The sequence below is a fragment of the Salinibacter grassmerensis genome, assembly GCF_947077765.1.
GTDB lineage: Bacteria > Bacteroidota > Rhodothermia > Rhodothermales > Salinibacteraceae > Salinibacter > Salinibacter grassmerensis.
On the sequence record NZ_CAMTTF010000002.1, the window covers coordinates 572,452 to 587,072 of the forward strand.

Sequence of the window (14,621 nt, forward strand, 5' to 3'; positions counted from 1 at the left end):
AGAAAGCGGAGATTCTTGAAAATACGGCGCCGGGCTCGGTTCCGTCTCAGACGGTGTCAGAAGAGGGATGTTGAATTAGTACGCGAACGTTTCAACGAATGTGCGGTGCCGGGGGCGGGGGGGCGATTCCATAGGGACCCGGTGTGCCGAACGCCGTGCAGTCCGGCTCGGCTGATCGCTGGGCTCAGCGGGGAACCTTGAAGTCAAGATTGCTTTCCGGGAGACGACAATCCGTCCCAATATTCCACCGTCCCGCAGCCCCGTGAAGGTACGATCGCACCCGACAGAGCGAAGTGCACGCCCCGGTTGCCGCTGGGCGTTGCTCCTGCTGTGCGGGGTGCTGGCGGGGTGTGGGTCGACACAGCACATTGGGGAGCGGGGTCTTCCCGCCGCCGAAGGAATCGCCAGCTACTACGCGGACAAGTTCGTGGGCCGGACGACGGCCAACGGAGAGATTTACGACCACGAGGGGCTCACGGCCGCCCACCGCACCCTGCCATTCGGCACGCGTGTCCGCACCACCCGAATCGATGCGCCCACGCAACCGTCCGTGGTCGTGCGCATCAACGACCGAGGGCCGTTCAAGGATGGACGCATCATCGACCTTTCGAAGACGGCGGCCGGGCGCCTGAATATGATTCGCGACGGGCTCGCGGAGGTGCGACTGGAGATCGTCTCGTATCCGGCGGGCACGGCCTCCATGACCACGGCGCCATCAGCGACGAAGCCGTCGCCCCCGGAATCGTCGAACGCAGGATGGTAGCGTTTGCCCGAAGGGCAGGGCGACCGGCAAAACGAGGACCCGGAAGCCACAGAAAAGGAGGTCGCCCCGACGAACAGGTGCGACCCCCTCACTGAGCACAAAACGCGACGGACACGGCGCTATGGCTTCTCCGTGGCCACGAAGTCGGCCCGCTCGCCGGACGGGGTGCTCACCACATCCGTAATCTCAACCGAGAAGCTCTTCTCGCGCTCACGACTTCGGTCGTAGAGGATGCCCTCAAAGTTGGCATCTTCCTCCTCAGTGGCGAGGTCCTCAATCTGTTCTTCGTCCTCCCCGAAGAAGACGCCCTTGTAGGCCTTGCCGTAGACGGTCTTCTCTGAGTAGGCGAACCCCTCTCCTTCCATGTCGTTAAGCGTTGCGTCGTGCAGGTCGTACAGGCTCATAGTCGTACAGAGAGATTAGGTGGGACAGTGTGTGCGAGGCAGACGACGTGGGGATTGTCCGCCGGATGTGAGTGGCCTCCAGACGAGACTGAAACGGAGGACACGACCGGGCAATCAGCATTTTGTAAACATTGAGGCATGCACTTCGGAATGAAGGCACCCACAACCCCGGTAAAATCACCGCTTATACGACGCGGAAGTCCATCGGTTCGCCGAGGCAGCTCCGTCTTGCCTGGAGGAAGGAGGGGGCTCTGCCGTCGTTCCTGCTCGTCCGCCGTGTCGGCCCTCGGTTATGCCTGAGTCTGCGTTCGATCCGGATCGTGTTCGAGATGCCCAGAACGGGGATGAGCAGGCCCGAAACGGGCTTCTGCGCCGTCTAGAGCCTATTCTGCGGGGCTACTTCATCAAGCGCATCGGGGCTGAAACCGACGTTGATGATTTAGTGCAGAATACGTTGGTGCGCATCCACGAAAGCCTCGATGACCTTGAAAAGCCGGGCAGCCTGAAGTCGTTCGCCATGAAGGCGGCCCTGTTCGAGCTACAGGACTACTACCGTGGGCGCTACGACATGAAGGAGCACCTGCGCGACCCCGATCTGCCCTTGGGACAGTCGACGGACCCGGAAGACCGGAGCGCACAGGTGGATGTGGAAAAGGCCCTTGACGCCCTCACGCCCAAGGCACAGCGCATCATGGAGCTGCGGGAATATGGGTATCTCTACCGGGAGATTGCCCAGATGCTCGACACGACGGAAGCGGCGGTCAAGATGCAGGTGAAGCGTGCCTTCGAGACCATGAAAGACGCGCTGACGGCCCTGCTTCTTCTCGCCTGGTTTTTTGGAATGTAATCAAATTTCCGGGACTGTTACTTTCCCCGCGCCGGGGGCGGCTAACTCCCTGCCTGGATCAATCCGGGGGCGTGGAGCGCCACACGGGCCCCCTGGCCTCGGAGTCGGTTCTTTTCCTGACGGATGCGATTATTCGGACCATGGACGACGCGTACGAGCCCCTTCTGTTTGAGAATGACCTTTCTCCTGAGCAGCGGGCGAAGTTGCGGGAGCGGCTCGATCAAAATCCGGCGCTGGCCGATGGCTGGGCGCGCTGGGAGCGGGTGCGCACTCGGCTGCGCGAGCGCCTGCAGGAGCACCTCCCCGACCGGCGCCTCCTCGTCTTGTACGCACTGGCCGAAGAGGGCCGGGAGGACCTTCTGACGTCCGAAGAGGCCGATGCCCTTGACGCGGCGCGCCACGACATTGCCGAGGCCCTCGATGCTGTTCCGGCCCTCCAGCGCGTGGTGGAACGGGTCCAGGACGAACGGGCCGATTTCGAAACGGTGTGGGCCCAGCACCGCGAGGAGATCCGTGCCGCGGGGAACAAGACGAATCGTCGGTCGCAGTCGGACCGAAACGAGCGGGCCCCTCAGCGCTCCGCGAGTGCCCGGGGGGAGGCATCCGGGCACCGGTGGGCGTGGCGCCTCACCGTTGCGGCCCTTCTACTTGGTGCTGCGGTCCTCGCTGTGTTCTACGGGCCGCAAGGGGCGGAGCGGACGACGGTCACGGCGGAGGCGGGCGAGCAGCGGCAGGTGGAGTTTGAGGATGGCTCGACAGTCCGGCTCGTGGGAGCGTCCACCCTGTCCTACACACCCGGGATGGACGCGGCCGAGGAGCGACGCGTCACGCTGGCGCGCGGCCGGGCCTACTTCGACGTCACCGCCCGGAACGATGTGCCGTTCGTCGTGACGACGCCCGCGGCCCGTACCGAGGTGCTCGGGACGCAATTTGGGATTGCGGCCAGCAACGACACCACGGAGGTTGTGCTCGTGGACGGACAGGTGCGCGTGGGGCCGGGCGAGAACAACAAAACTGAGCCGGTGGTGCTGGCCCCCGGCGAGCGCAGCACAGTCCGAAGTGGAGCCCCCCCCACGTCCCCCGCGCCCGTAGACCTCACCGCGACGCTGAACTGGACCGGGCTCTTTGTCTTCCGGGCCGCCCCCACACGCGCCATCGCGGAACGGCTGCGCGACCACTACGGGGTGTCTATTTCCGTGGCGCCCGGCCTTGCCGAGGAACCCGTCACCGGAACCTTCGAGCGGGATCAGTCAGTGGGGCAGGTGCTCAATACAATTGCCCGCACGTTGGGGGCAGATGTGCGGAGGGAAGGGGACACCTATCGACTCGACCCTGCGTCCTGAGCGGCTTTCGGGTAGGCGTGCACGTGGATCCGCTGCTTCTAGCACGTGCAGGGAATTTGGCATTCGCTGAACGAGGGCCCGTGTCGAGAGTAAAATAGTGCTCGTCTACCTTCCGGGCCTACACCAGCGAGGACCGTGCCGCGCTTTCTCTGTGTCATCGTTTTCCTGATAGGAGGAGCCGTCTCGGGGGGAGCGGAGGCCCGAGCGCAGGCGCCCATCAACATCCGCGTCGCTGAGGCCCCGCTGACGGACGCCCTGGAAGAGGTGCGTGCCCAAACGGACCTCGATCTCGTCTACGCCGAGCGGCTCGTCCGGGACCGCACGACGAGCTGCTCGTATACAGGGGGCAATCGGGAGGCCGCCCTTGAGTGTGTGTTGAAGGGCACGGGCGTCCAGGCCGAGCGAGTACGGCGCGGGCAGTACGTGCTCGTGGCGACTTCGGAGGAGGAGAACAACAGTACGGAGGCTGCCCCGCGCACCTCGCTCAAAGGATACGTGCGCGATGCGGAGACGGGCGAGCGGCTGCCGGGCGCACACGTCTACCTCACACAACTGAAGGCCGGGACGACGACAAATCAGGACGGCTACTTTGTGCTGTCCGGCCTGCCCCCGGAGACATACGCGGTGCGCATTTCATACCTGGGGTACCAGCGCATAGACACCACGATTACGGCCGGGGGCGAGCCTGCTCGCATCTCGCTGACCGGCACGTCCATCCAGTCGGAAGGGGTCGTCGTAGAAGCGGGATCCACGGGCCTTGAGGATAACGAGCGCCTTCCGGGCATGAGCTCAGTCGCACTGAACCGGCTCGGCCAACTGCCTACATTCGGAGAGCCGGATCTCTTCCGTGCCCTCCAGTGGACGCCCGGCGTCCGAAAATCGGGCGTGACGAGTGGGGGCCTCAGCGTGCGAGGGGGCAACCCCGACCAGAACCTCTACCTCCTCGACGGCGCTCCGGTCTACCATCCGTGGCACGCCTTCAGCCTCATCTCGACGTTCCAGACCCAGACGCTCCGCTCCACGGATCTCTATCGGGGGACCTTTCCCGTCGAGCACGGGGGGCGCCTGTCGGCGGTGCTCGACGCGCAGATGAAAGATGGAAGCCGACGCGCGCCGAAAGCCGTGGCGGGGCTCAGCGTGTTCAGCGGGCGGTTTCGGGTCGAGTCGCCCCTCACGGAGTCCACGTCGTTCATGGTGTCGGGGCGGCGCTCGTACCTCGACAAGCTCATCGGGCGGCGCCACCCGGTGACGGGGGACAACGGGCGCCGCGACACCCTCCGGACGGGCTATTACTTCTTCGACACCAGTGCGAAGCTCACGCATCGCTTCGGGCCGAACCACCGGCTCTCGCTCAGCTACTACCACGGGGGGGACGACCTGGACCTCCGCCTTCCGTTTGATCTGTCCCTAGATTTCTCGTCCTGGCTGCGCCCGGCCGATCTCCTGTTTGAGGTGGCCCAGAATTGGGACAATCGGGTCGTCAGTGGCCAGCACCGCTACCTCGCCGGTGACGACCTGTTTCTCACCACGACAGGGTATTACTCCGGGTATCGAGCCCAGGAGGCATCGTTTGTGCAACCGACCACGACCGCGTCGCTCACGTCCGACTACCGGGTCCAGCTCTCCGACGCAGGGGTGAAGGTGCAGGCCGACTATCACCACTCGGTGAGTCACGAGTGGACCGGCGGGCTGGAAGTCTCTACACTTCAGTTCGAGAGCACGCTCGACAGCGACCTGCAGCGGTCGAGCGGGACGTCCACCCGGCGCGTTCAGGACAGTCGCGTTTCCGCCGCGAAGGTGGCGGGGTATCTGCAAGACACGTGGACCCCCACCCCCCGATGGACGGTGGAGTCGGGGGTGCGGGCGAGTTATTTCAGCGGGGGCGATTACGTGCACCTCGCGCCCCGACTCAGCGCGCAGCACGTGGTGCATCCGCGGTGGCTCGTCGTGGAGGGGAGCGTCGGCCTGCACGTGCAGCACCTGCAGCGCCTCCGGGATCGGTATTCGCTGGCGTACGACCTGGTGTCGAGCCGATGGATTCCGGCGAGTGACCGCGTCCGGCCCGCCACCGGGGGGCAGTTGGGGCTCGGGACGTACACGCAGCTACGGCCCGGATGGAGCCTGGAGCTCGACGCGTACGCCCGAGAAACCCGCCGCACCCTCGTGCCGGCCGACGTATTTCAAGAGAAGGACGGTATTGAGGGCCCGGGGATTGAGGTTGGGGCATTGCTCGGCCAGTATGTGACCGGAGCCGAGCGGGCGTTTGGCCTTGAGCTTAGCACGCGCTACGAGCAGGGTTCGTGGCGGGCACGGTTCGGACTGAGTACGGGCCGCACGTTTATCCAGGCCCCTGCCCGATCGGGCCTTCGCTGGCGCCCGTCGGGTCTGGACGTGCCCGTATCGGTTCGCAGCACGCTCGGGTGGCAGGGGGCACACTGGCGGGCCACAGTGGGCGCGGAGGTGCGCAGTGGCTATCCCGTTACGGTGCCGGAGGCCCGCTACCAGTTGGGCGACCCCACGGCGGCTGAACCGACGACCTACCTATACCGCCCGCAGGTTCACAACGGGCGACTTCCGCCCTACCTCCGGGTGGACCTGACCGTGGGCTACCAGTTCCAACTGCTCTCCGCGAACTGGACGGCCACGGTGGACATCTCCAACGTCACCAACCGCGACAACATTCTGGATCAGACGTACCGGCCCACCGAGACGGGCATCGCCGTCAACCGTCAGCGGGGACTGCCGATTCTCCCCCTGGTGGAGTTGGAGATGGAGTTATAGGGGGGCCGGGCGCCAGAAGATCGAGTATAGAACCGGTTGACCGTTCGCTCGCAGACACAACACCGAATGCACCGAGAGACGGCGCGACACACGTTTCGAGCTCTTGCGGGCGTGCTCCTGATGGCCGGGCTCATCCTGGCCCTGGGGCGATGCGACCTGGCGGACCCCACAGAGCCGCAGTCGCTCGTGGTGGAGGCGTTCTTTGCGACCGACCGTCCGCTTCTTCCGATCACCCTTCGGCGGACACGCCCGCTCAACGCGCCCGGCAGTCGGGATGAGAACGCGGCGGACGGGGCGGCCATCGAGTTCGTTTTGGACGGAGAGCCCGTTCCGTACGAGGAGCATGATTCACGGCCAGGGCTGTACGTCCCTGGAGAAGACCTCGGGACGGTGCCGGCAGGCGTTCCGTGGGCCCTTACGGTTGAGTGGCAGGGCGAGGTCGCACAGGCCCGGGGGCGAACTCCGCCCCCCATCGACCTGGGCGAGGTCTGTGTCGAGGTGCCGGATGCTCCGGTGCAGGCCGTCCGCGTCGACTCGCTGCGTCGCGACTCGCTCGACCTCCCTGCGGAGCAAGGGTACCTCTATCCGGTGAACGTGTCGGTGGAGTGGCCGGTGGGGGCACTTCCAGCGGGAGCGGACACGACCCACTGGGTGCGGCCGCAGCTCCGGCCCGACACCGCTGAGTTCTCGTCCCGGGTTGTCAACTTCTTCCTGGAGCCGGTGGACGTGCGGCGCGAAGACCAGTTTCGGGCTCGGAACGGCCACCGGGCGTGGCGGGGCGTCTACGCGGTGCCCGTCGCGGGCAGCACCTCGGCGCTTCCCGGGCACGACCTCACCGTGACGCTTACTCGCGGCGACACCGCGTTCGCGGCGTTTGCCCGAAGCCGCGACGATCCAGAGCGGCGCGAGCCGGTGTCGAACGTGGAGGGGGGGCTCGGCATCGCCACGGGAATCGCGATCGATTCGTTGCGTCGCGTGGTGGAGGAAACGGGGGAAAAGTGCTACGTCCCGTGAAAGGCACGGTCCGCGGAGAATCCAGCGCGGAGGCTAGGCATAAAACAGCCGCAATAGTACACGGCGGCAATCGCCACTCGACGTGCATACTCCATTGCAGATCCACTGAGCCACATGTCCGAGGAGACGCCGGAGGGAACGATTACGCGCCTTGACCCCCAGGTCAACAACGAGAACCGGGTGTCGGTCTTCATCGATGAAGAGTTTGCGTTTGGGGTGCACGAGGACCTCGTGGTCAAGCACGGGCTGACGGTCGGGATGACCCTTACGGCTGAAGACATGCGCGAGGTCGAGGCCGACGAGCAGTACGTGGAGGCCAAGCAGGCGGCACTCGACTACCTCGCGCACAAGCCGCGCACAGAGACGGAGGTGCGCCGAAAACTCAAGCGGAACGACATGCCGGCGTTCGTGATCGACGACGTCATTGCCCGCCTGTACGAACTGGAATACCTTGACGACGAGGCCTACGCGCACGATTATGCCCACAACCGCTTTTCCAGCAAGAGGTACGGCCCCGTACGCATCCGACGCGAGTTAGAAGAGCGGGGCATCGACCGGCACCTGGCCGATGTGGCGGTCGACACGCTCTTCGAAGACAAAGACCCAACTGCGGCGGCCTGGGAGCACGCCGAATCCCGATGGCCGCGTCTGGCCGACGAGGACGACCCGCGTCGTCGCCGGCAGAAAATGTACCGGTACCTCCGCCGTCGCGGCTTCACGTCCGAAACCATTCGCCCCATTCTCGACGAGTTGGAGCGCGAGGGGGGGCGCTCCCCTGCGTAGGCAGACGCGAACACGACGCGTCGTTCCGCGCCCGACCAACGACGCCCTTCTGTCACCCCTTTCATCCGTCACGATCGTCCGCATGCCCGACGGCTCCGATCCGTCTTCCTCCAGTCCCGGCGAGCCCCCGGCCCCCGACGACGGAGACCCGTCGCCCTCGGAGAAGGCGCCGGCACTCCAGAACCGGACGAGCACGGCCCCTCGGCGGAACCAGGCCCGGGAGCAGATGCCCCGTCTCCCCGATGGATCCCCCAGCACATTCACGTTCGACCGGGTCGTTCGCTTTCTGCTCGGGGCCGCGGCTGTCGTGTCCGTCGGGTGGACGCTGTGGTACTTTGCCGGCATTGTGTTGTATCTGATTGTCGGGGGCCTACTCGCATACTTGCTCCGGCCCCCTGTCGACTACATTCAAGGGCTTGGCATTGGGCGAGTCCCGGCCATCCTGGTGGCGTTTGCGGTCTTTCTGGGGGTGATCGTGGTGGTCGTGACGTCGGTGGTGCCATTCATCACGCGCCAGGTCCAGGACTTGTCGCAACTTATTACCGTCGACACGGCCGCGTACGTCGCCAACCTCATCCAGGCGCAGGTCCAGGGCGTCATTCCGCTGGAGCAAGGCGTCCTAGAGGAGAATGTCCGCCAGGCGGCCGAGTCGCTCATGCGGGGGGATCTGGTGGAGGGCCAACAGGTGGCCGAGACGGTGAGCTCCGTCGTGAGCGTCTTCACGAACATCGTGTACGCCGTCGTTATCGTGCCCTTCGTCACGTTTTTCCTGCTCAAAGACGAGCTCAGGATCCGGCGGAGCCTCCTGCACCTCGTGCCCAACCGGTATTTCGAAGTAACGCTATCCATCCTTGCGAAGGTGGAGCTAAATATTGGCCGCTACTTCCGGGCCCTGCTCGTGCAGGGGACGACCATCGCGGTCATCGCGTCCACGCTCCTGTGGATTGTGGGCCTGCGGGGCGCCATCGCCATCGGGATCTTTACCGGCCTGGCCAACACGATCCCGTACTTTGGGCCTTTTCTGGGCTTCCTGGCGGGCACGCTCGTGGGCATCGCCCAGACGGGGGACGTGTCATTGGTGCCAGGGGTGGCCCTCGCCATGGCCCTCACGCAACTGGCCGACAACGTACTGCTCCAGCCCCTCATCTTCTCGCGGGCCGCACAGACCCATCCGCTCGTCATTCTCTTCGTGGTGCTGGCGGGCGCCCAGTTGGGGGGCATCCTGGGGATGCTGATGGCGATTCCCCTGACCACGACGCTGCGCGTGATTGTGGGGCAACTGCTCTGGAGTCTTCGCAACTACCGGATTCTGCGGGCGGGGTAGATCTCCCGAGACGGCCTGTCGAGGATCGAAGATTCCCCCGAGACGTTTTTCGGACTCTCGCTTTTCCCTTCCTCCCCACTCACCGCTTCCGTTATGCCCCGCTCGACCGCCGTGCCCACGCGCTCTGATCCCGCTGTGTACGACGACGAAGACCTTGATGCTGCGGTGGCGGCCGTCCGGGAGCACGTCGGCTGGGCCCCCGAGATGGCGCTTATTTTGGGATCGGGGCTCGGGCGCCTGGCGGAGGCGGCGGACGAGACGACGGTCGTGCCCGCCGCCGAGATTCCGGGCTACCCCGAGTCGACCGTAGAGGGGCACAGCGGGACACTCGTGTTTGGGGCCCTGGAGGATACCCGCGTGGTCTTTGTACAGGGGCGGGTGCACCTCTACGAGGGGTACCCGGTGCAGCAGATCGCGATGCCGGTGCGGCTCGTGCACGCCCTGGGGGCCGATCGCATGCTCGTCACCAACTCGGCCGGCGGCATCAACCGCACCTTCGACCCAGGCACGCTCATGTTCATCACGGGCCACCTCAACATGGCGTTCGCCAGTCCGGGGGTCGGGGCAGGGGCGGCGCCGGCACGTCAGCGACCGGAGGAGGATCGGGTTCCCTTCTACGACCAGGGGTGGACAAACCGGGCCGAGAAAGTGGCCCTCGATCTGGAACTGGATGCGCGGCGAGGCACTTACGCCTGGACCCTGGGGCCGAGCTACGAGACGAAGGCGGAGGTGCGGGCGCTGGAGCACCTAGGCGCCGACGCAGTGGGGATGAGCACGGTGCCGGAGGTGATTCAGGCGCACCAGCTGGGGATGACGGTCCTCGGCCTGTCGACGATCACGAACCCGGCCGCGGGCCTGGCCGCCGGGGCGCTCGACCACGACGAGGTGCTGGAGGTCAGTGAGCGCGTGCGAGGGGATCTCATGAAACTGGTCCGGGGCATCGTGCGCGTGGCAGATGTGTAGAGACGTCCCCATGGCTGGCGTCCCGCTTGCCCGAATTGGAACCGCCTCTTATGCTGGGGGGCGGAGGGCTGCCTCGTACCGATCGAGCTCCGTCTGAAGCCGTTCACGCATTGCCGGGAGGCGTGGATCGTCGTGGTGGGTAGACGCCTCCAGGACGGCCGCGTGAAACCACTGTTGTGCCTCGGCGTCGCCGCTGAGGGCCGAGAAGATATCCTCGTCCGCCTCCAGGCTCTGCGTGATGGACCACAGGTTGTGGATCTTGTCGGCCAGGCTGATGGCGGCGGCCTCTGGGCGGCCCGTGCGGATGCCATCGAGATAGTCTTCCTTGCGGGTGCGCCAGGGCCGCATCTGCCCGTCGTCGTCCAGCTTCTGCTCGGAGACCTGAACCACGAGCCGGGCGACGTCCGCCCCCACGGCGTCACGAAGCTGCTTGCGGCGCAGCCGCTGGCCGTGCTGGTTCATATCCTCAATTGCGTCGTGCAGGTAGGCGGCGGCCACGGTCGCTTCGCCCCATCCCGCCCGGCGCACAATCGAGGCCACGGCAGCGAGGTGCGCAATGACGGGGATTTGAATGTCCTCGCCCTCGGGCACCTCGAACGCTGGCTCGCGCCAGACGCCCTTTCGGTAGGTGCCGTCGTGCCACTGGGCTGAGAGCTCGATGGCGTGTTCGATGAGCGGGCTGAAGAGAACCTCTGGGGACGGGCTGTCCTCCATGACAGGGCTCAGCGGGCATTTTTGATGTAGTCGACGGACGTCCGCGATGGACGCTAAGTCCTCTACAGTTCCACGACCTGATGGGCAGAGGTGTCGGTATGAAGCGCGTGCCGCAGGTCGTCGAGCAAGGTGGGACTGTACTTGTTGAGGTAGTACAGCACGTTGATCGTGCGTTCCTGAAGCGCCCCGTTTGGACGGAGGTTCGTGTGGGCCTTTTTGAGCTGCGACCGAACCTCATCCTGCTGGCGTTTCTCGGCCCGGACGACCTTTTGCTTCAGCGACTCCATCTCGTCCATGATTGCCGACCGTGCCGCCTCGGTCGAGGCGCCGAGCGTCCGGTCCACAGCCTCCACTTCGGGCTTTAGGGCATTGAGGGTCTGGTGAAGCTGTGGCAGGGCCTCCGAGAAGAGGGCGTCCACGTCGACCTCCATCGTGTCGATGACCACGTCCTGAAAGAGCGGCTCCAGGTCGTCGTGGAAGTCCGACACCGACAGGCCGTACTTGTCGAGGACCTTCTGCACCTTGCCCTCTACCAGGGACACGCTCGCCCGCGGGTGAATGAGGGGCATGTCGAGGTCCGCCCACTCGTAGACCCCGCCGTACTGAGCGAAGTAGGACACCTCGCCCGGACCCGCAACGTACGCGGCGGTGGGCAAGAGGTGGTCCTGCATCAGCGGACGCAGGACGACGTTGGGACTGAAGCGTTCGGGCGTCTCGTCCAGACGACTAATCAGCTCGGAGCGCGAGAATGTCCGGTCCGTGCCGCGGAGCCGAAAGGTGTTTTCGTCCTCTAGGTCGATTGCCCAGCGGCTGTCGTCGCCGAGCCAGAAGAGGTTGGTCGGGCGGGCGTTGACCTGTGCGTGGTAGCCCCGATCCTGGAGCGCCCGGCTGGCCGCGTCCACCTGGGCGACGGAGGCCTGCGGGTCTTCCAGTTCGCGACGGAAGAGGGGGCGAGTCAGCGCCTTGAGGCGTGCATCGTCGGGATTCATGAACACGAGCCCGTCGTCCTCGAAGAAGGAGCAGATCAGCCGGGTGAAGGCATCCTCGAGGCGGGTGCCGGGCCTGTAGGCGGCCCGCACATGCTCCATCACGGCCGGCTTGAAGTCGGAGGGCGGCAGGGCCTCATCGAGCTGGTCGACCACCTCGTGAACCTCGTCGGTCAGGGCGAGTCGCCCGACCGCGCCGGGATTGGCGTCTATGTCGGGTTGGTAGGAGAGGGGATCAACCTTGTTGCGCCGGAGGACGTGCGCCGTGGCAATCTCCTCAAAGTCGTGGTCTTCGCCCTCCACCCAGAAGACCGGGACGACGGGGCGCCCCGTCTGGTCGGCCCACTCCTCAATCAACTGGAGCGTAGTGATGGTTTTGTAGATGGTGTAGAGCGGCCCCGTAAACAGCCCCACCTGCTGGCCCGTCACCACGGCGATGCTGTCCGGGTCCCGCAGGGTCTCGATGTGGGAGCGGGTGCTTTCGTCGAGGCCCCAGCGCTCGTTCTGGTCGAGCAGCGTGTCGGCGAGCACGTCGCGGTCGGCAGGGCGCTCGGCCGCCGTCGTGGCCGCCGCCTGGCGGGCCGTTCGGGATTGCCAGTCGCCCGGATAAAAGTCCGCCACCGCGTCGAAATCGGTGCAGTAGTCGATGAATAGGTCGGGGAAGGCGCCGAGGGCAGCGGGCGAGGTGCGGTGCGCAGCGCTCTCGGTGAGGGACGTCATGCGGGCAGTAGGAAGTGGTGGAAAGAGTGAGGCAGCCCGTTGGGGGTATGGGACCGTCGCGGTGATTTGGGGAACCCCGAGACAGACGGCAACGGACAATAAAAAAGGCGAAGCCGCGGGCACGAGTCCCGCAAGGCTTCGCCAGGATCGAGAGTCCGATCAAGAGCCGCTAGTTCTGATTCTGCTGCTGCTCCTGCTCCAGGCGCTGGATTTCGTCGCGGAGCTCGGCGGCCCGTTCGTAGTCCTCCTCCTTCACGGCCTCCTCAAGCTGTTTCTGCATCTGTTCGAGTTCAGTCCCCTCTTCCTCCTCCGAAGCAGATGTCTCTTCGGCCTGCTCGGCGAGCGAAGAAATGTCCGACTCGTCTTCGGCGACGATGCCGGCCTCGTCCAGTACCGCGGGGGCGACGAAAATGGGTGCGTCTACGCGCACGGCGAGCGCCACGGCGTCGCTGGGGCGGGAGTCAAGCTGGTGTTCTTCTCCGTCGTGGCGGTATCGGATCTTGGCGAAGAAGGTGCCTTCGCGAAGTTCGTCGATCACGACCTCGTCCACGTCTACGTCTACAGCCTCAAACGTGTCGCGCAGCAGGTCGTGTGTCATGGGGCGCGGCGGCTGAATCTTCTCCAGCTCCAGTGCGATCGCCTGGGCCTCAAACGCACCAATGATGATTGGCAGACGGCGGTTGCCCTCAACCTCTCCGAGCACGAGCGCATAGGCCCCTCCGCTGGAAGGGCTCGTGGAGAGACCAATGATATCTACCCGAGTAAAATCCATCGCGAGCTCAGTGAATTCAGAGAAAGTGCTCAATGCCCGAGAGTGAAGCGGCGGTCCTTCTCGTCGACCAGCAGAACGAAGTTACTTTCCAGATACAGCACCCACCTCTTTAAGCGAGACATCCAACGCGTCCAGAAACGCGTTGTTCTCCTCCTCGGTCCCTGCACTGACGCGCAGATACCCCTCCAGCTCCGGATACCCGCCCATGTTGCGGACGAGAACGCCGCGGTCTGCCAGGCGATCCTGCAGCGTGTCGGCCGGCACCGGAGTGGTGAAGACGACAAAATTCGCCTGTGACGGCACCACCTCGACCGTGTCCATGGCCTGCAGGGCCTCGGTGAGCATCGTAATCGAGGCCTCGATGCGCGACACGCGATCCTCAATCAAGTCTGGCCGCCGGAGCACCGCCAGGGCCGTCTGCTCGGCAAACCGATCCACCATGAAGGGCAGACGCGCCTTCATGAGCTCCGTCACTACGGTGGGATGGGCGAGAAGATACCCGAGGCGCGCGCCCGCCAACCCGAACCCCTTCGAGAGGGTGCGGAGAATCAGCACGTTGGGGTGCCGCTCGAGTAGTTCGATGGCGGTGCCTTCTGGGTTGAACTCGACGTACGCCTCGTCGATCACCACGAACCCGGAGCTTGCCGTGACGACCCGCTCAAGCTCGTCGAGCGTCATGGCCAGCCCCGTGGGGTTGTTGGGGGTGGTGAGAATCGTCAGAACGGCGTCGGTCTCTGCCGCGGCCGTGGCGAGGGCGTCCGTGTCGAACCCGAAGTCGTCCTGGGGCGGCACGATGGTAAGGTCGGCCTCCTGCAGGCGCATCACCTTCTCGTAGAGAGAGAACATCGGACGGGGCAAAACCACCGGGTCGCCCGGGTCCAGGAAGGCGAGGCCGAAGGTGTAGGTGATTTCGTTGGAGCCGTTGCCGATGAGAACCTGATCGGGATCGACGCCGTCGTACTCGGCGAGCGCGTGGCGCAGCTCCTCCGGCTGTTCAGAGGGATACCGGTTCATCTCTACCTGCGCGTGCGCGTCCAGGAGCTCCTGCTTGAGGCCCTCCGGCAGGTCGAACGGGCTCTCATTCTGGTTGAGCTTTACGTCAATCCCCTCCGGCATGTCCACAATGTACTCGCTCCGTTCCCGCACGGCGGGCCGGATGTGTTGGAGCACGTCGTCGAGAGGGGGAGAGTCGGTGTCAACGGCCATG

The 14,621-nt window shown here is 65.2% G+C and carries 12 protein-coding genes and 1 pseudogene; 8 read left to right on the forward strand and 5 right to left on the reverse strand.

Annotated features, from left to right (window positions below; all coding sequences use genetic code 11):
* Nucleotides 1-262: 262 nt before the first annotated feature.
* Nucleotides 263-676: pseudogene (locus OJB03_RS06530) on the forward strand (septal ring lytic transglycosylase RlpA family protein); the annotation flags it as partial.
* A 206-nt stretch (nt 677-882) separates the two neighbouring features.
* On the opposite strand, the gene OJB03_RS06535 reads toward OJB03_RS06530, so the two are convergent.
* Nucleotides 883-1,167, reverse strand: a complete 285-nt coding sequence (locus OJB03_RS06535; protein ID WP_263786096.1) for a hypothetical protein — start codon at nt 1,165-1,167, stop codon at nt 883-885.
* Nucleotides 1,168-1,459: 292 nt separating this feature from the next.
* Between OJB03_RS06535 and OJB03_RS06540 the strand changes: the two genes are divergently transcribed.
* The 7 genes from OJB03_RS06540 to OJB03_RS06570 all read left to right on the forward strand — a co-directional run bounded on the left by OJB03_RS06540 (nt 1,460) and on the right by OJB03_RS06570 (nt 10,222).
* Nucleotides 1,460-2,014, forward strand: a complete 555-nt coding sequence (locus OJB03_RS06540) for an RNA polymerase sigma factor (protein ID WP_251979944.1) — start codon at nt 1,460-1,462, stop codon at nt 2,012-2,014.
* A gap of 140 nt (nt 2,015-2,154) precedes the next feature.
* The gene (locus OJB03_RS06545) at nt 2,155-3,357 is read left to right on the forward strand and encodes a FecR family protein (RefSeq protein WP_263786097.1); all 1,203 of its coding nucleotides are present in this window, start codon (nt 2,155-2,157) and stop codon (nt 3,355-3,357) included.
* Between the two features lie 135 nt (nt 3,358-3,492).
* On the forward strand, nt 3,493-6,138 hold the full coding sequence (locus tag OJB03_RS06550) for a TonB-dependent receptor (protein ID WP_263786098.1): 2,646 nt from the start codon (nt 3,493-3,495) through the stop codon (nt 6,136-6,138).
* A gap of 66 nt (nt 6,139-6,204) precedes the next feature.
* Nucleotides 6,205-7,152 (forward strand): hypothetical protein, encoded by a 948-nt coding sequence (locus OJB03_RS06555; protein WP_263786099.1) that lies wholly within the window; start codon nt 6,205-6,207, stop codon nt 7,150-7,152.
* A gap of 114 nt (nt 7,153-7,266) precedes the next feature.
* A complete protein-coding gene (locus tag OJB03_RS06560; protein ID WP_263786100.1) occupies nt 7,267-7,935 on the forward strand; it encodes a RecX family transcriptional regulator in 669 nt (222 codons plus the stop codon).
* 82 nt (nt 7,936-8,017) lie between these two features.
* Nucleotides 8,018-9,259 carry an AI-2E family transporter gene (locus tag OJB03_RS06565; protein ID WP_263786101.1) on the forward strand — a complete coding sequence of 414 codons (1,242 nt, stop codon included), beginning with the start codon at nt 8,018-8,020 and terminating at the stop codon, nt 9,257-9,259.
* A gap of 93 nt (nt 9,260-9,352) precedes the next feature.
* Nucleotides 9,353-10,222, forward strand: coding sequence for a purine-nucleoside phosphorylase (locus OJB03_RS06570; protein ID WP_263786102.1), 870 nt, complete (start codon nt 9,353-9,355; stop codon nt 10,220-10,222).
* 48 nt (nt 10,223-10,270) lie between these two features.
* Here OJB03_RS06570 and OJB03_RS06575 read toward each other — a convergent pair whose 3' ends face one another.
* The 4 genes from OJB03_RS06575 to hisC form a co-directional block, all read right to left on the reverse strand.
* Nucleotides 10,271-10,936 carry an HD domain-containing protein gene (locus tag OJB03_RS06575; protein ID WP_263786103.1) on the reverse strand — a complete coding sequence of 222 codons (666 nt, stop codon included), beginning with the start codon at nt 10,934-10,936 and terminating at the stop codon, nt 10,271-10,273.
* 62 nt (nt 10,937-10,998) lie between these two features.
* Nucleotides 10,999-12,642, reverse strand: coding sequence for a bacillithiol biosynthesis cysteine-adding enzyme BshC (bshC, locus tag OJB03_RS06580; protein WP_263786104.1), 1,644 nt, complete (start codon nt 12,640-12,642; stop codon nt 10,999-11,001).
* Nucleotides 12,643-12,811: 169 nt separating this feature from the next.
* A complete protein-coding gene (locus OJB03_RS06585) occupies nt 12,812-13,414 on the reverse strand; it encodes a bifunctional nuclease family protein (RefSeq protein ID WP_263786105.1) in 603 nt (200 codons plus the stop codon).
* Nucleotides 13,415-13,495: 81 nt separating this feature from the next.
* On the reverse strand, nt 13,496-14,620 hold the full coding sequence (gene hisC / locus OJB03_RS06590) for a histidinol-phosphate transaminase (RefSeq protein WP_263786106.1): 1,125 nt from the start codon (nt 14,618-14,620) through the stop codon (nt 13,496-13,498).
* Nucleotide 14,621: the final 1 nt, after the last annotated feature.